The organism is Pseudomonas sp. P179, assembly GCF_000478485.2.
GTDB classification, from domain to species: Bacteria; Pseudomonadota; Gammaproteobacteria; order Pseudomonadales; family Pseudomonadaceae; genus Pseudomonas; species Pseudomonas aeruginosa.
The window spans coordinates 2,635,090-2,649,461 of sequence record NZ_KI517354.1 but is presented as its reverse complement, the minus strand read 5'-3'; the positions used below and the strand labels follow the sequence as shown (position 1 = coordinate 2,649,461).

The 14,372-nt window shown below is 67.6% G+C and carries 17 protein-coding genes; 10 read left to right on the top strand and 7 right to left on the bottom strand.

Annotation, left to right across the window (positions count from 1 at the left end; genetic code table 11):
* Positions 1–7: 7 nt before the first annotated feature.
* Genes nirF through nirS form a run of 4 tightly spaced genes read right to left on the bottom strand, consistent with a single transcriptional unit; the run spans position 8 to position 3,610 of the window.
* The gene (gene nirF, locus HMPREF1224_RS24860; protein WP_010793513.1) at positions 8–1,186 is read right to left on the bottom strand and encodes a heme d1 biosynthesis protein NirF; all 1,179 of its coding nucleotides are present in this window, start codon (positions 1,184–1,186) and stop codon (positions 8–10) included.
* Complete coding sequence (gene nirC, locus HMPREF1224_RS24855; protein ID WP_010793512.1) at positions 1,183–1,542, bottom strand: cytochrome c55X; 360 nt, start codon at positions 1,540–1,542, stop codon at positions 1,183–1,185. Before nirC ends, nirF begins: the two co-directional genes overlap by 4 nt.
* Entirely contained in the window at positions 1,539–1,853 is a 315-nt protein-coding gene (nirM, locus tag HMPREF1224_RS24850) for a cytochrome C-551 (protein ID WP_003084872.1), read from the bottom strand. The genes nirC and nirM overlap by 4 nt, the downstream gene beginning before the upstream one ends.
* Before the next feature lie 50 nt (positions 1,854–1,903).
* A complete protein-coding gene (gene nirS, locus HMPREF1224_RS24845; RefSeq protein ID WP_003111532.1) occupies positions 1,904–3,610 on the bottom strand; it encodes a nitrite reductase in 1,707 nt (568 codons plus the stop codon).
* Positions 3,611–3,825: 215 nt separating this feature from the next.
* Here nirS and nirQ point away from each other — a divergent pair, with 215 nt between their 5' ends.
* The 6 genes from nirQ to HMPREF1224_RS24815 all read left to right on the top strand — a co-directional run bounded on the left by nirQ (position 3,826) and on the right by HMPREF1224_RS24815 (position 9,202).
* Positions 3,826–4,608 carry a transcriptional regulator NirQ gene (nirQ, locus tag HMPREF1224_RS24840; protein WP_003084875.1) on the top strand — a complete coding sequence of 261 codons (783 nt, stop codon included), beginning with the start codon at positions 3,826–3,828 and terminating at the stop codon, positions 4,606–4,608.
* Positions 4,609–4,642: 34 nt separating this feature from the next.
* On the top strand, positions 4,643–5,170 hold the full coding sequence (locus tag HMPREF1224_RS24835) for a cytochrome c oxidase subunit 3 (protein ID WP_004352183.1): 528 nt from the start codon (positions 4,643–4,645) through the stop codon (positions 5,168–5,170).
* 7 nt (positions 5,171–5,177) lie between these two features.
* Complete coding sequence (locus tag HMPREF1224_RS24830; protein WP_003113239.1) at positions 5,178–5,435, top strand: cytochrome C oxidase subunit IV family protein; 258 nt, start codon at positions 5,178–5,180, stop codon at positions 5,433–5,435.
* A gap of 89 nt (positions 5,436–5,524) precedes the next feature.
* Positions 5,525–5,965: a nitric oxide reductase subunit NorC gene (gene norC / locus HMPREF1224_RS24825; RefSeq protein WP_003084881.1), complete on the top strand. Its 441-nt coding sequence runs from the start codon at positions 5,525–5,527 to the stop codon at positions 5,963–5,965.
* Positions 5,965–7,362: a nitric-oxide reductase subunit NorB gene (norB, locus tag HMPREF1224_RS24820; RefSeq protein ID WP_010793511.1), complete on the top strand. Its 1,398-nt coding sequence runs from the start codon at positions 5,965–5,967 to the stop codon at positions 7,360–7,362. The genes norC and norB overlap by 1 nt, the downstream gene beginning before the upstream one ends.
* Before the next feature lies 1 nt (position 7,363).
* Positions 7,364–9,202 carry a nitric oxide reductase activation protein NorD gene (locus tag HMPREF1224_RS24815; RefSeq protein WP_003117939.1) on the top strand — a complete coding sequence of 613 codons (1,839 nt, stop codon included), beginning with the start codon at positions 7,364–7,366 and terminating at the stop codon, positions 9,200–9,202.
* A 6-nt stretch (positions 9,203–9,208) separates the two neighbouring features.
* Here HMPREF1224_RS24815 and HMPREF1224_RS24810 read toward each other — a convergent pair whose 3' ends face one another.
* The 3 genes from HMPREF1224_RS24810 to HMPREF1224_RS24800 all read right to left on the bottom strand — a co-directional run bounded on the left by HMPREF1224_RS24810 (position 9,209) and on the right by HMPREF1224_RS24800 (position 11,402).
* Positions 9,209–9,403, bottom strand: coding sequence for a hypothetical protein (locus tag HMPREF1224_RS24810; RefSeq protein WP_003101553.1), 195 nt, complete (start codon positions 9,401–9,403; stop codon positions 9,209–9,211).
* An 83-nt stretch (positions 9,404–9,486) separates the two neighbouring features.
* Positions 9,487–10,170, bottom strand: a complete 684-nt coding sequence (gene dnr, locus HMPREF1224_RS24805; protein WP_003084891.1) for a transcriptional regulator Dnr — start codon at positions 10,168–10,170, stop codon at positions 9,487–9,489.
* Between the two features lie 353 nt (positions 10,171–10,523).
* Positions 10,524–11,402, bottom strand: a complete 879-nt coding sequence (locus HMPREF1224_RS24800) for a LysR family transcriptional regulator (RefSeq protein WP_010793510.1) — start codon at positions 11,400–11,402, stop codon at positions 10,524–10,526.
* Positions 11,403–11,503: 101 nt separating this feature from the next.
* Between HMPREF1224_RS24800 and HMPREF1224_RS24795 the strand changes: the two genes are divergently transcribed.
* From HMPREF1224_RS24795 to HMPREF1224_RS24780, 4 genes are read left to right on the top strand one after another with little or no spacing between them, the layout of a single operon-like run.
* The gene (locus HMPREF1224_RS24795; RefSeq protein WP_003121800.1) at positions 11,504–12,205 is read left to right on the top strand and encodes an MOSC domain-containing protein; all 702 of its coding nucleotides are present in this window, start codon (positions 11,504–11,506) and stop codon (positions 12,203–12,205) included.
* A complete protein-coding gene (locus HMPREF1224_RS24790) occupies positions 12,202–12,438 on the top strand; it encodes a hypothetical protein (RefSeq protein ID WP_003113233.1) in 237 nt (78 codons plus the stop codon). The genes HMPREF1224_RS24795 and HMPREF1224_RS24790 overlap by 4 nt, the downstream gene beginning before the upstream one ends.
* Positions 12,431–13,612 (top strand): aspartate aminotransferase family protein, encoded by a 1,182-nt coding sequence (locus HMPREF1224_RS24785; protein ID WP_003084899.1) that lies wholly within the window; start codon positions 12,431–12,433, stop codon positions 13,610–13,612. The genes HMPREF1224_RS24790 and HMPREF1224_RS24785 overlap by 8 nt, the downstream gene beginning before the upstream one ends.
* The gene (locus HMPREF1224_RS24780) at positions 13,612–14,328 is read left to right on the top strand and encodes a type 1 glutamine amidotransferase (protein WP_003084901.1); all 717 of its coding nucleotides are present in this window, start codon (positions 13,612–13,614) and stop codon (positions 14,326–14,328) included. The genes HMPREF1224_RS24785 and HMPREF1224_RS24780 overlap by 1 nt, the downstream gene beginning before the upstream one ends.
* Positions 14,329–14,372: the final 44 nt, after the last annotated feature.

Here is a 14,372-nt window from a genome sequence, read left to right as displayed (position 1 = left end):
GTGCCTCCTAGAGTCCGATGTGCTGGGCGCGGTGGCTGAAGAAGATGCCGCTCGGGCAGCGGGCCGGAAGGCTGCCGATGCGCTTCAGGCGGTACGGGTCCCAGACCTGCAACTGGTCGGCGTCGCGCACCGAGATCCAGACCTGGTCGCCGCGCCCGCTGAATTCCATGTGCAGTACGCCGGGGCCAGGGCGCAGGGTTTCGATCACTTCGTGGGTCTCGCTGTCGATGACCTGCACCTTGTCGTTGTCCGGGTAGGCGAAGTTGACCCAGATCTGCCGGTCGTCCGGTCGAGTCATGACGAACACCGGCTGGCCGGCGACGTCGATGGCGTCGGTCTGCTTCCAGTCGCGCGCGTCGAGCACCAGCACCTGGTGATGGCCGACCGCCGGGACGAAGGCCTGGTCGCTGGCGATGGTCCAGCCCTCCAGGTGCGGCATCTTGTACACCGGCAGCTTGCGTTGGCCGCGGCCGTAGTCGCCGAGTACGCGCCTGACGCCGCGCTCCGGGTGCCAGAGGTCGAGCTGGGCCATGCCGTCCTCGCCGAACAGCCCGGCCATGTAGTAGCGCCCGTCGGGGCTGATGAGGGCGTCGTAGGGTTGCTTGCCGATATCGCGGAAGCGGGTCAGGTGCGGCGTGTCGCCCTGGCTGAAGTCGGCGATCCAGATCTCGCCGCTGTCGAACAGGCTGAACACGAAGCGCTGCCCGGGCGCGTCGACCAGGCCGACCACCCGGGAGTTCCTGTCCTGGCCGGGGAGGCGGGTGGCGGGAATCTCGGCGACCAGCTCCAGGGTGCGGCTGTCGAACACCTTGACCCCGCCCGGCTCGTAGTTGGATACCGCGACCAGCCGACCGTCCTGGCTGATCGCTCCGCCGATGCTGTTGCCGCCCTGGATCAGGCGCTTGTCGATGCGCTGGGCCAGCAGGTCGAGCTTGGTCAGGCCGCCGTCGCGACCGAATACGTAGGCGTAGCGCTGGTCGCGGGAGAACACCAGGGAGGCGTGGGACAGGTCGCCGAGGCCTTCGACCCGCGCCAGCGAGGTCTTCGCCGTGCCGTCGAGGATCTGCACGCTGCCGTCGGCGCGTTCGATCAGCACGCCGAGGTCGCCGCTGCCGCGCAAGGGCGGCTGCTGGCTACAGCCGGCGAGCAGGGCGAGGAAAAGCGGCGCGAGGGGACGCAGGTTCATGGGGCGATCTCTCCTTCGATCAGGCGGTCCACCAGCCAGCCGGCGTCGTCTTCGCTGAGCAGGCCGGCCCAGGGGGGCATCGGGGTTTGCGGACGGCCCATGAGCACGGTGGCGACCAGCGATTCGCGCGGCTTGCCGCGCAGGGCCTCGGGGGTCAGCGCCGGGCCGAGGCCGCCGGTCAGGCGCAGGCCGTGGCAGGAGCCGCAGTCTTGCAACAGCAGGTGACGCAACTGGGCCTGGCGACGGGCATCGGGATGCTCGTCGGCCAGGCCCGGAAGAGGACAGGCGAACGTCAGCGCGAGGGCCAGCCACAAGACGTGGCTGGCGGCGCGCCGGAAGTCCGGAGGGGCGTTCATTTCTGCGACAGGACCCACTTCGCCAGGGTCTGCGCCTCGTCGTCGCTGACCGCGTTCGGCGGCATCGGGATCGGGCCCCAGACGCCCTGGCTGCCGTTCTTGATCCGCTGCGCGAGTTCCGCTTCGGCGCCGGCCTGGCCGGCGAACTTGGCGGCGACGTCCTTGTAGGCCGGGCCGACCATCTTGGTGTCGATGGCATGGCAGGCCACGCAGCCCTTGTTCTTGAACAGCACTTCGGGGTCTTCGGCCCAGGCGCCCTGGGCGAGCAGGGTGCCGGTGGCGAGCAGCGAAAGCAGTGCGTACGGTTTCATCACGGTTCCTCGTAGGGGGGAGCGTGCGGGGCGTGCCCCGCACGCGGGTCTCAGTACACGTCGTGCTGGGTGTTGTAGACGTTGAACTTACCGGTCGGGGTGATCAGCCGCGGGTCCTTGACCACGGCCTTGAGCTTCAGGGTCTTGTCGTCCACCACCACCAGCGCGGAGCTGTCGTTCTTGCCGTTCCACACCGAGAACCAGACTTCATCGCCGCGCTTGTTGTACTCGGGCTGCACCACCCGCTTGGCGCCTTCGCCGAGATCGGCCCATTCGGCGATCGGCAGCACCTGGTACTTGGCGTCGAGGTTCTTCAGGTCGAACACCGCGACGCTCTGGCTGATCCTGGCGTCGGGGTTGAAGGTGGTGTCGACGTAGAGGTGCGAGGACTTCGGATGGGTCTTGATGAACAGCGAGCCGCCGCCCTGGCCCTGTAGTTCGGCGACTTTCTTCCAGGCGTACTGCGGATGGTTCTTCGGATCGGTGCCGATCAGCGAGATGCTGCCGTCGCCCAGGTGGCTGGTGCTCCACACCGGGCCGTACTTGGGATGCACGAAGTTGGCGCCACGCCCCGGGTGCGGGGTCTTGCCGACGTCGACCAGGGCCGACAGGCGACGGTCCTTGGAGTCGATCACGGCAACCTTGTTGGAGTTGTTGGCGGCGGTCATGAAGTAGCGGTGGCTGCTGTCCCAGCCGCCGTCGTGGAGGAACGGCGCCGCACCGATGCTGGTGACGGTGAGGTTGTCGATATCCTTGTAGTTGACCAGCAGGACCTTGCCGGTCTCCTTCACGTTGACGATGAACTCGGGGTGCTCGTGGGAGGCGATGATCGCCGCCACGCGCGGTTCCGGGTGGTAGGTCTGGGTGTCTACGGTCATGCCGCGGGTGGAGACGATCTGCTTCGGTTCCAGGGTCTCGCCGTCCATGATCGCGAACTGCGGCGGCCAGTAGGCGCCGGCGATGGTGTAGCGGTCCTCGTAGCCCTTGAACTTGGAGCTTTCCACCGAGCGCGCCTCGATGCCGATCTTGATCTCGGCGACCTTGGTCGGCTCCTTGGCCCACAGGTCGATCATGTCGATCCGCGCGTCGCGGCCGATCACCAGCAGGTAGCGGCCGGAAGCGGACATCCGCGAGATATGCACGGCATAGCCGGTATCGATGACCTTGACGATCTTCTTGCTGTCGCCGTCGACCAGGGCGATCTGCCCGGCGTCGCGCAGGGTCACCGAGAACAGGTTGGGCAGGTCGAGGTCGTTGAGCTGTTTCTTCGGCCGGTCCTCCGGCTTCACCAGCACCTTCCACGATTCGCGCATCTCCGGCATGCCCCACTCCGGCGGTTGCGGCGGGGTGTGCTGGATGTACTTGGCCATCAGGGTGATCTGTTCCTTGCTCAGCTCGCCGGAGCTGCCCCAGTTCGGCATGCCCAGCGGGGTGCCGTAGGTGATCAGCGCTTCCAGGTATTGCTGGCCGCGTTGCTGGGTGATGTCCGGGGTCAGCGGCTTGCCGGTGGCGCCCTTGCGCAGGACGCCGTGGCAACCGGCGCAGCGTTGGAAGTAGATCTGCTTGGCCTCGTTGAACTCGCTTTCACTCATGTCGGGGGCACCGTTGGTGCGCACCACGTGAGCGGGATCGACGGCGGAAGCGGCACCCTGGTATTGCTCGGCGGCTTTCATGTCGTCCTTGGCGTGAGCGGTGGCCAGGCCCAGCAGCGTCAGCGAGGCGAGCAAGGTGCCCACCAGTGGCTTGCCAAATGGCATGGTCTATCTCCTCAGGAGCCCTGCGAGGCGCTCCCTTAGCAGTGTTTTGGGGGTGGCTGCGTCGGGAACTCCCGGGAATTCATGGCGCGAAAGGATCATAGAAAGCAGGGTCTTTACCCTTGCTTGACCGGAATCAAGATTGCGTTGCTTTGCGCTTGTGGCACCTTCCAACTGTGAATAGCGTGCGGTCCTAATCCCTAGCGCAGGAGTAGGACATGCGGGACGCGACACCCTTCTACGAGGCCACCGGCCATGAGATCGAAGTCTTCGAGCGCGCCTGGCGGCACGGCCTGCCGGTATTGCTCAAGGGCCCCACCGGTTGCGGCAAGACCCGCTTCGTCCAGTACATGGCGCGGCGCCTGGAACTGCCGCTGTACAGCGTCGCCTGCCACGACGACCTGGGCGCCGCCGACCTGCTCGGCCGCCATCTGATCGGCGCCGACGGCACCTGGTGGCAGGACGGCCCGCTGACCCGCGCGGTGCGCGAAGGCGGTATCTGCTACCTGGACGAAGTGGTGGAGGCGCGCCAGGACACCACGGTCGCCATCCACCCGCTGGCCGACGACCGCCGCGAGCTGTACCTGGAGCGCACCGGCGAGACGTTGCAGGCGCCGCCTTCGTTCATGCTGGTGGTGTCCTACAACCCCGGCTACCAGAACCTGCTCAAGGGCCTGAAGCCCAGCACCCGGCAGCGTTTCGTCGCGTTGCGCTTCGACTACCCGGCGGCGCAGCAGGAGGCACGCATCCTGGTCGGCGAGAGCGGTTGTGCCGAGGCCCTGGCGCAGCGCCTGGTGCAGTTGGGCCAGGCGCTGCGGCGGCTGGAGCAGCACGACCTGGAGGAAGTCGCCTCGACCCGCCTGCTGATCTTCGCCGCGCGCCTCATCGGCGACGGCATGGACCCGCGCGAGGCGTGCCGGGTGGCGCTGGCCGAACCGCTCTCGGACGACCCGGCGACGGTGGCGGCGCTGATGGACATCGTCGATCTCCATGTCGCCTGATACCGTCGAGCGGCGCCTGCCCGGCGACCTGGCGATGTGGTTCTTCATCCTCGCCGAACTCAGCGTGTTCAGCCTGCTGCTGCTGGCGTTCGCCGGCGCCCAGGCCTGGCAGCCGGAGCTGTTCCGTGCCGGCCGGGAGCAACTGGATAGCCGCTGGGGCCTGTTGCTGACCGTGGCCCTGCTCAGCTCCGGCTGGCTCGCCGCGCTGGCGGTGCATGCGGTGCGCCGCGGACGGCCGCGCCAGGCGAGCGGCTGGTTGCTGGCGGCGCTGCTGCTGGCGCTGGTCTACGTCGGCCTGAAGCTGCACGAGTACGGGCGGCTCGCCGATCTCGGCCTGGACATCGAGCACGACACTTTCTTCACCCTCTACTGGTGCCTGACCGGCTTCCATTTCCTCCACGTCCTGCTCGGCCTGCTGATCCTCGGCTGGCTGGCGCAGGCCTGCTGGCGCCGGTGTTATACGCCGCAGGCTTGCTCGGGAATGGAGTCGGGAGTGCTCTACTGGCACATGGTCGACCTGGTCTGGGTGCTGCTGTTCCCGCTGGTCTACGTCCTGCAATGAGGTGCCGATGCGAACCCTGACCCTCTGCTGGCTGGCGTTGCTGGCGCTGGCCGTGACCGGTGTGCTGCTGGGCGGCGCCGGCGACTCTCCCTGGCTGCTGGCGGCGGTGCTGGCCTGCGCGGTGGCCAAGGGTTGGCTGATCGGCGAGCGCTTCATGGAGCTGGCCCATGCCCCGGCGCTATGGCGCCGCCTGCTGCTGGCCTGGCCGCTGCTGATGGCCCTGGCGGTGGGCGCTGCGCTGTACCTGGCGCGGATGAATAACTGAGTAAATCGTTCGGGAATCTTGATTGCCATCAAGCGGGTTCGCCGCCACCGCTTCCTAGAATCGCCGCACCACCCATTCCAGGAGGCCGCATGTCCGAGACCTTTACCAAAGGCATGGCCAGGAACATCTATTTCGGCGGGAGTGTGTTCTTCATCCTGCTGTTCCTGGCCCTGACCTACCACACCGAGAAGACCCTGCCCGAGCGCACCAACGAGGCCGCGATGAGCGCCGCGGTGGTGCGTGGCAAGCTGGTCTGGGAACAGAACAACTGCGTCGGCTGCCACACCCTGCTCGGCGAGGGCGCCTACTTCGCGCCGGAGCTGGGCAACGTGGTCGGACGCCGTGGCGGCGAGGAGGGCTTCAACACCTTCCTCCAGGCCTGGATGAAGATCCAGCCGCTGAACGTGCCGGGCCGCCGCGCCATGCCGCAGTTCCATCTCAGCGAGGGCCAGGTCGACGACCTGGCCGAGTTCCTCAAGTGGAGCTCGAAGATCGATACCAACCAATGGCCGCCGAACAAGGAGGGTTGATGATGTCGCCCAATGGCTCCCTGAAATTCGCCTCGCAGGCGGTCGCCAAACCCTACTTCGTGTTCGCCCTGATCCTCTTCGTCGGGCAGATCCTGTTCGGCCTGATCATGGGCCTGCAGTACGTGGTCGGCGACTTCCTGTTCCCGGCGATCCCCTTCAACGTCGCGCGCATGGTGCACACCAACCTGCTGATCGTCTGGCTGCTGTTCGGCTTCATGGGCGCTGCCTACTACCTGGTGCCGGAGGAGAGCGACTGCGAGCTGTACAGCCCGAAGCTGGCCTGGATCCTGTTCTGGGTATTCGCCGCCGCCGGCGTGCTGACCATCCTCGGCTACCTGCTGGTGCCCTACGCCGGCCTGGCCAGGCTCACCGGCAACGAACTGTGGCCGACCATGGGCCGCGAGTTCCTCGAACAGCCGACCATCAGCAAGGCGGGCATCGTGATCGTCGCCCTGGGCTTCCTGTTCAACGTCGGCATGACCATGCTGCGCGGGCGCAAGACCGCCATCAGCATGGTCCTGATGACCGGCCTGATCGGCCTCGCCCTGCTGTTCCTGTTCTCCTTCTACAACCCGGAAAACCTCACCCGCGACAAGTTCTACTGGTGGTGGGTGGTGCACCTGTGGGTGGAAGGCGTGTGGGAACTGATCATGGGTGCGATCCTCGCCTTCGTGCTGGTGAAGATCACCGGGGTCGACCGCGAGGTGATCGAGAAGTGGCTCTACGTGATCATCGCCATGGCGCTGATCAGCGGCATCATCGGCACCGGCCACCACTACTTCTGGATCGGCGTGCCCGGCTACTGGCTGTGGCTCGGCTCGGTATTCTCGGCGCTGGAGCCGCTGCCGTTCTTCGCCATGGTGCTGTTCGCCTTCAACACCATCAACCGCCGCCGCCGCGACTATCCGAACCGCGCGGTCGCGCTGTGGGCCATGGGCACCACAGTGATGGCCTTCCTCGGCGCGGGAGTGTGGGGCTTCATGCATACCCTGGCGCCGGTCAACTACTACACCCACGGCACCCAGCTCACCGCCGCCCACGGCCACATGGCCTTCTATGGCGCCTACGCGATGATCGTGATGACCATCATCTCCTACGCCATGCCGCGCCTGCGCGGGATCGGCGAGGCGATGGACAACCGCTCGCAGGTCCTGGAGATGTGGGGCTTCTGGCTGATGACCGTGGCGATGGTGTTCATCACCCTGTTCCTCTCCGCGGCCGGGGTGCTGCAGGTCTGGCTGCAACGGATGCCGGCGGACGGCGCGGCGATGACCTTCATGGCCACCCAGGACCAGCTGGCGATCTTCTACTGGCTGCGCGAAGGCGCCGGGGTGGTGTTCCTCATCGGCCTGGTCGCCTACCTGCTGAGCTTCCGGCGCGGCAAGGCGGCCGCCTGAGATGGCCTTCGCCGTCGAGCTGGAGGAATGGGTCGGCGCCCACTGGCACCGCTTCATCACCCGCCATGCCAGCGGCGAGTTCGAGGCGGCGCGGGTGACCCTGGAGAGCATGCGGCGTCCGCTCGGCATGCTCTTCCGGGCGCTCGGCGGCGCACCGGGGGTAGCCCTCGAGGCGACCCCGGCGCGCCGCCTGCTGCTACGCCGCACCTGGTTGCAGCGGGTCGCCGGGACCTGCGAGCAGGCCCCGGTGTCCTGGTTCAACGGCGACAGCCTGCGCCTGCCGGAATCCCTCGCGGTCTATCCGCAGGCCGAGCTGAACCGCGAACTGTATCGCTGGCTGGCGCTGCTGGCGGCCAGCGCCGGGCCGCTGCGGCACTGGGCCCAGGACAACCAGCGCTGGGCGCGGCAGTTGCTCGATGCCTATCCGGCGCTGCGCCCGCGCTACGCCCGGCTGGTCGCCGCGCATCTGCGCCAGCGCCCGTCGCTGGACGATTGCCCGGCGGCAGACGCCGAACTGGAAATCGCCCTGCGCCGCGCGCTTGCCGAGCCGGGCAGCGTCGAGCGCTTCCCGCGAGTCGAGCGGGCGCCCTGGCCGGTGCCGCTGTGGCTGTATCCCGGCGAGCGCTGGACGCCTTCCGCCAGCGCGGAGGACGGCGAGGAAGCGGCCGCCGGCGCCGGCAAGCGCCAGGTCGCCCGCAGCGGAGCGCGCAAGCGCGCCGAGCGCGTCGAGGAGCGCGACAGCGAGCGCAACCTGCTGCTGTTCCGCCTGGAAAGCCTGCTCAGTTGGTCGGAGCACCTGGCCCTGGACCGCTGTAGCGACGACGAGGACGACCCGGACGGCGCGCGCGTCGCCGAAGACCTCGACTACCTGTCGCTGTCGCGCCAGCGCACGCAGAAGGGCGGCGGCCTGCGCCTGGATCTCGACCTGCCGGCCGCCGACTACGATGACCTGCCGCTCGGCCCCGGGCTGAAGCTGCCCGAGTGGGACTATCGGCAGCAGCGCCTGCTGAGCGACCACGTGCTGCTGCAACCGATGCGGCCGCGCGGCGCGACCAGCGCCAGCCTGCCGGCGCACCTGGAGAAGACCGCGCTGCATCTGCGCCGCCAGTTCGCCTGCCTGCGCGACGGCCGCCAACGCCTGCGCCAGCAGCCGCAAGGCGACGAGATCGACCTCGATGCCTGGCTCGACTTCCAGGTCGAGCGGCGGCGCGGCGGTTCCACCCAGCCAGGCCTGTTCCTCGAACAGCGGCCGCGCCGGCGCGACCTCGCCTGCCTGTTGCTGGCGGACCTGTCGATGTCCACCGAAGCCTACCTCGACGACCAGCGGCGAGTGATCGACAGCATCGTCGACAGCCTGCTGCTGTTCGGCGAGGCGTTGCAGGCACTGGGCGACCCCTTCGCGCTGTACGGGTTTTCCTCGGTGCGCCGGCAGCAGGTGCGCTGGCAGGTGCTGAAGGACTTCGACGAAGGCTACGGCGGCGAGGTCCGCGGTCGCGTGCTGGCGCTCTCGCCGGGCTACTACACGCGGATGGGCGCGGCGATCCGCCGGGCCAGCCAGGTGCTCGGCGGGCAGCCGCAGAAGCGTCGCCTGCTGTTGCTGTTGAGCGACGGCAAGCCCAACGACCTGGACCGCTACGAGGGCCGCTACGGCATCGAGGACACCCGCCAGGCGGTGATCGAGGCGCGCAGCCAGGGACTGGTGCCGTTCTGCATCACCATCGACAAGGAGGCGGCGGACTACCTGCCCTACCTGTTCGGCGCCGACGGCTTCGCGCTGGTCGAGCGCGCCGGGCAGTTGCCCGAGCGCCTGCTCCAGCTCTATCGGCGCCTGCGCCGCTGAGATGCCTCAGGGAGCATCGCGCGGCAACCAGAGCATCATGCCCAGGCAGAACAGCGCCAGCCCGACGCAGAACCAGGCGAAGCGCCGCTGCCGGCGACCCTGGAGCTGGCGCTGGGAAGCGCTGGGCAGCGGCATGCCGCACTGTTCGCAGGCGCTTTCCGCGCCTTCGGTTTCATGGAGGCAATACAGGCATTGGCGCATGGGCGTTCTCGCGGGCTCGACTCCGCCAGCTTGCCGGTGGACGGGCCGTGGCGCGCTTGACCGCGATCAAGCGGCGGCGCTGCTCACTCGAAGCACTCCAGGCGTTCGCGGTCGAGGATGCTGATTTCGCGGCCGTCGAGGCGGATGATGCCCTCGTCGCCGAGGCGGTGCATGATTCGCGAGAAGGTTTCCGGCTGGATCGACAGGTGACCGGCCACCAGTTGCTTGGCCACCGGGATTTCCACCCGGCAGTTCTCCCCCGGCGCGTGGGCGGCGAGGGTCAGCAGGTAGCGCACCACGCGGTGGGTGGCGTTCTTCAGGGAAAGCGTCTCGATCTCGTCGATGCGCTGGTGCAGGCGGGTGCTGAGCTTGGCCAGCAGGGCCAGGGCCAACGGGGTGTTGTCCTGCAACTGGCGCAGGTAGGCCTTGTTGGAGAAACGGAACAGCTGGCTGGGCACCACGGCCTGGGCGGTGGCCACGTAGTTCGGGGTGTCCATGAACATCATCGCCTCGGCGAAGGTGTTGCGTTCGTTGGTCACTTCGAGAATCTTCTCCTGGCCTTCCGGGGTCAGCCGGTAGATCTTCACGCAGCCGGAAATCAGGTAGTAGAAGGCGTGCGCCGGCTCGCCCTGGCGGAACACGTAGGCGCCCTTGTCGAGGTTGACCAGGTCGCTGCTGGCGAGCAGTTCCTGGAGCTGGACGGGAGAAAGCGGTTCGAACAGGTGGTGGCTTTGCAGCAACTGCTGGTGGACGCGCTGGAATTCCATGCTGGGAAGGCTCGCGATGATGAGGGGACTGCCCACTGTAGCGGGCCCGGCGCAGGTCATCTTGATGCACGGCAAGCTCGCGGCGGGTGGGCGCTGCCGTCGGTCCGGCGAGCGGAACTATTACAGCGTGTAAGCCAAGGCTTACAAACGGCGGTGGTTTTGGCTGCTTTCTCCCCCTCGTGGAGATGCGTAATCTTCAAACCGTCAGGACATTGCGCAGGAAGCGCCAAAGACAATACGGAAACTCAGGGAATCCACCATGGATGGTGGCGTAGCACGGATGTCAGGATAGAGGTCTGCAAAACCCCGCCCAAAAGGCGGGGTTTTTTATTGCCCGCGAAAAACCGCGTCGCTCAGATCACGCCTTCCAGCAGCGAGCGCAGCAGCTCGACGCTGGCGTGCTGGCGCTGCGCGTCGCGGTAGACCAGGCCGACCTTCAGCGGGATGCGCGGTTCGCTGAGCGGTTTCCACAGCAGCCGCTGGTTCGAGTGCATCTGCCGTGCCTTGCCCGGTAGAACGGTGGCGAAGCGGGTCTGCGGCAGGCTGTCGAGAATCCCGCTCATGTGGTTCAGTTCCGCCTGCACCCGCGGCCGCCGGCCGATCGCGGCGAGTTGCTCCTGCCAGATCTGGCGCGCACGGAACTCCTCGCCGAGCAGCAGCATCGGCAACTCTGCGGCCTGGGCCAGGGACACCTTCCTGAATTCCTTCAACGGGTGTTCCTCGGGGATCACCAGCTGCAATTCGTCCTCGTACAGCTCGACGCTGTGCAGGCCCGGCTGGCGCGGCGGCAGGAAACCGATGCCGATGTCCAGGTTGCCGGTGAGCAGGCGCCGCTCGATGTCGATTCCCGACAGTTCGTAGATCTGCACCCGCAGGTGCGGCTGCGCGGCATGCAGGCGTTCGACCATGTACGGCACCAGGCTGGCGTTGACCGTCTGCAGCACGCCGATCGCCAGGCTGCGCGGGGTCTGCCCGCGGAATACGCGCATCGCCTCGCGGGCCCTTTCCAATCCCTCCAGCAGCGGTACCGCATGGTTGTACAGGGTGTGGGCGGCGACGGTCGGCAGCAGGCGCTTGCCGCTGCGCTGGAACAGCGAGACGTCGAGGTTCTGCTCCAACTGGCGGATCTGCTGCGAGAGGGCCGGTTGCGACAGGGCCAGGCGTTCGGCGGCGCGGCCGACGTGGCCTTCCTCGTAGAGCGCGACGAAATAGCGGAGTTGGCGAAAATCCATAAGCTGTTCTTATCGATGAAACTGGAAAATCGAAATGGAGTGGGTCCCGCGTGAGGCACTAGTCTAGCTGCATTGGCGGTACATCGGGTGGTCGCGGAGCAATGGAGCAGATAGTCGTAAACGGTGTTTTCATAGGTAAAGTCGAAGAAACCTGGGGCGGATTGGTCAGCGCGATCGACAGGCTGCCGGTCGAGCAGGAGTTCTGGCTGGGCCACGATGGCCTGCCCGGCGACGAACAGGCCGACATCCGCCACCACGGCGGCCTCGAGCGCGCTCTTCATCACTATCCCGCCGAGCACTACCGCTACTGGCGCAAGCGCCACCCGCTGAACCGCTGGCAACTGCCGGCGTTCGGCGAGAACATCTCGACCTACGGCATCACCGAAGCCGAGGTCTGCATCGGCGACCAGTTCCATTGGGGCGATGCCCTGCTGGAAGTCAGCCAGCCGCGTTCGCCCTGCTATCGCCAGGGCCAGCGCTGGAATCTTCCCGAGCTGCCCGACGAATTGCAGAGCGGCGGCCGCTGCGGCTGGTTCTATCGGGTCCTGCGCAGCGGCATGGTGACTCCCGGGGACGAGCTGAAGCTGGTCCAGCGGCATTACCCTGAACTGACCGTCGCCCGCCTGTTGCAGTGGTATTTCGGCGATCCCCTGGAGCCTCTCGGGTTGCGCCAGATGATGGCCTGCGACGCGCTATCCCAGCGTTGGCGCAAGACAGCGGCGAAACGCCTGTCCAGCGGCGTGGTGGAAGACTGGGGGCCGCGCCTGCGCGGACCGTCGGATTACCGGGAGCATGCCTCTTGAGCGACTACCTGATCACCCTGAGCCAGTCCGGCCGGCTGTTGGCCAGCATGACGGTGAGCGCCGCGCGCTTTGCCGAGGTGCGCGAGCTGATGCGCCAGCGCTTCCCCGCCGGCGACGGCTTCGAACTGCGCTTCGAAACGCGCCGGGAAAAGCGTCGGCTGCTGGAGCAGGGGCCACAGGGCGTGCGCCTGCTGGCGGTGGAGTACATGACCGAGGAACTGAAAGATGGCTGATGCGCTGGATAGCCTGCGCCTGATGCGCACCCAGGAACGGCCCGCGCAGGTGTTCGTCCGTGGCCAGGGCTCGTGGCTGTGGGACAGCGACGGACGCGCCTTCCTCGACTTTACCCAGGGCCTGGCGGTGAACTGCCTTGGCCACAGTCCCAGCGTGCTGGTCCAGGCCCTGGCCCGGCAGGCGCGGGAGCTGGTCAGCGCAGGCCCCGGCCTGCTCAACCGGCCGGTGCTGGCATTGGCGCAGCGCCTGTGCCTGGCGACCGGCAGCGACCAGGCCTACTTCCTCACCAGCGGCGCCGAGGCCAACGAAGCGGCCATCGCCCTGGCGCGCAAGTGGGGCCGCCTGCATCGCGGCGGCGCGCAACGGATCGTCAGCACTGTCAACAGCATCCATGGACGCACCCCGGGCACCCTGACGGCTTGTGGCAAGCCGGCGCAGCATGGCCTGGAGGGATTCGCCAGGGTGCCGTTCAACGACCTCGACGCGATGGCTGCGGCCATCGACGAAGAGACGGTGGCGGTGATGCTGGAGCCGGTGCAGGGCGATGCCGGGGTGATCCCGGCGACCCTCGACTACCTGCGTGGCATCGAGCGGCTGTGCCGACAGCGTGGCGTCCTGTTGATACTCGACGAGGTGCAGACCGGCATCGGCCGCTGCGGCGCGCTGCTGGCGGAGGAACTGTACGGGGTACGCGCCGACATCGTTACCCTCGGCAAGGGCCTCGGCGCCGGGGTGCCGCTGTCGGCGCTGCTGGCGCGTGGCAACGCCTGCTGCTTCGAACCGGGCGACCAGCTTGGCACCCACCACGGCAACGCGTTGATGACCGCTGCCGGGCTGGCGGTACTGAATACCGTGCTGGAGCCGGGTTTCCTGGAGCAGGTGCGCGAGCAGGGCACCCACCTGCGCGATGGCCTGGCCCGTGTCGCGCGTCGCTATGGGCATGGTCCGCTGCGCGGCCAGGGACTGTTCTGGGGGCTGCCGCTGATCGGCCAGCGCGCGCCGGCGGTGGTTCGCGCGGCGTTCGGCGAAGGCCTGCTGATCAACGCGCCGCAGCCGCACTGCCTGCGTTTTTCCCCGGCGCTGACGGTGAGCCGGGCCAACGTCGACGAAATGCTGCGGCGACTGGAGCGGGCCCTGGCCCGGGTCGCCAACCGACACGAGGAGGTGGCCTGATGCGCGCCCTGGTATTGCAACACGTTCCCTTCGAAGGCAGCGCGCGGATCGGCGACTGGATCGGCCGCCACTGCGAGCACGAGCACGTCTGCTACCTCTACGCCGACGCCCACCTGCCTGCGCTGGACAGCTTCGACCTGCTGGTGGTGATGGGCGGGCCGATGAGCGTCCACGACGAAGCGCAATATCCCTGGCTGGTGGCGGAGAAGCGTTTGATCCGCGCGGCGCTGGATGCCGGCAAGAAGGTCCTCGGCATCTGCCTCGGCGCGCAGCTGCTGGCCCAGGCGCTGGGGGCTGCGGTACGCCCGGGACGCCAGGCGGAGATCGGCTGGTGGCCGCTGCACAGGTACAGCCAGGCGCTGGGCTCGCCGCTGGGCGAGCGCCTGCCGGAACGGCTGATGGCGTTCCACTGGCACGGCGAGACCTTCGACCTGCCAGCCGGCAGCGTGCCGCTCTATGGTTCGGCTGCCTGCGCCAACCAGGGCTTCATCTGGAACGAGCAGGCTATCGGCCTGCAATGTCACCTGGAAAGCACCGCGGAGAGCATCGAGGCGCTGCTCGATGCCTGCCCGCAGGACCTGCAACGGGAAGGGGCGGTGCAGAGCGCCGGGAGGATCCGCCAGGGTGTCGCGCATTGCCGCGAGGTGGCGCCGGTGCTGTTCCTGTTGCTCGATTACCTGGCGCATCGGCCGGCGGAGATCGCACGCCGGGCCTGATCGCCAGAAAGATTCCTCTGTCCTCGCATGCGCCTCCGGACGTC

What these genes read in the sequence shown, in the direction of transcription:
- HMPREF1224_RS24780 (WP_003084901.1), top strand. Translation starts at nt 13,612, where the DNA reads ATGCGCGCCCTGGTATTGCAACACGTTCCCTTCGAAGGCAGCGCGCGG.
- HMPREF1224_RS24810 (WP_003101553.1), bottom strand. Translation starts at nt 9,403, where the DNA reads ATGCGCCAATGCCTGTATTGCCTCCATGAAACCGAAGGCGCGGAAAGC.
- norB (WP_010793511.1), top strand. Translation starts at nt 5,965, where the DNA reads ATGATGTCGCCCAATGGCTCCCTGAAATTCGCCTCGCAGGCGGTCGCC.
- HMPREF1224_RS24785 (WP_003084899.1), top strand. Translation starts at nt 12,431, where the DNA reads ATGGCTGATGCGCTGGATAGCCTGCGCCTGATGCGCACCCAGGAACGG.
- HMPREF1224_RS24800 (WP_010793510.1), bottom strand. Translation starts at nt 11,402, where the DNA reads ATGGATTTTCGCCAACTCCGCTATTTCGTCGCGCTCTACGAGGAAGGC.
- dnr (WP_003084891.1), bottom strand. Translation starts at nt 10,170, where the DNA reads ATGGAATTCCAGCGCGTCCACCAGCAGTTGCTGCAAAGCCACCACCTG.
- nirS (WP_003111532.1), bottom strand. Translation starts at nt 3,610, where the DNA reads ATGCCATTTGGCAAGCCACTGGTGGGCACCTTGCTCGCCTCGCTGACG.
- nirF (WP_010793513.1), bottom strand. Translation starts at nt 1,186, where the DNA reads ATGAACCTGCGTCCCCTCGCGCCGCTTTTCCTCGCCCTGCTCGCCGGC.
- norC (WP_003084881.1), top strand. Translation starts at nt 5,525, where the DNA reads ATGTCCGAGACCTTTACCAAAGGCATGGCCAGGAACATCTATTTCGGC.
- nirQ (WP_003084875.1), top strand. Translation starts at nt 3,826, where the DNA reads ATGCGGGACGCGACACCCTTCTACGAGGCCACCGGCCATGAGATCGAA.
- HMPREF1224_RS24795 (WP_003121800.1), top strand. Translation starts at nt 11,504, where the DNA reads ATGGAGCAGATAGTCGTAAACGGTGTTTTCATAGGTAAAGTCGAAGAA.
- HMPREF1224_RS24835 (WP_004352183.1), top strand. Translation starts at nt 4,643, where the DNA reads ATGTGGTTCTTCATCCTCGCCGAACTCAGCGTGTTCAGCCTGCTGCTG.
- HMPREF1224_RS24830 (WP_003113239.1), top strand. Translation starts at nt 5,178, where the DNA reads ATGCGAACCCTGACCCTCTGCTGGCTGGCGTTGCTGGCGCTGGCCGTG.
- HMPREF1224_RS24815 (WP_003117939.1), top strand. Translation starts at nt 7,364, where the DNA reads ATGGCCTTCGCCGTCGAGCTGGAGGAATGGGTCGGCGCCCACTGGCAC.
- nirM (WP_003084872.1), bottom strand. Translation starts at nt 1,853, where the DNA reads ATGAAACCGTACGCACTGCTTTCGCTGCTCGCCACCGGCACCCTGCTC.
- nirC (WP_010793512.1), bottom strand. Translation starts at nt 1,542, where the DNA reads ATGAACGCCCCTCCGGACTTCCGGCGCGCCGCCAGCCACGTCTTGTGG.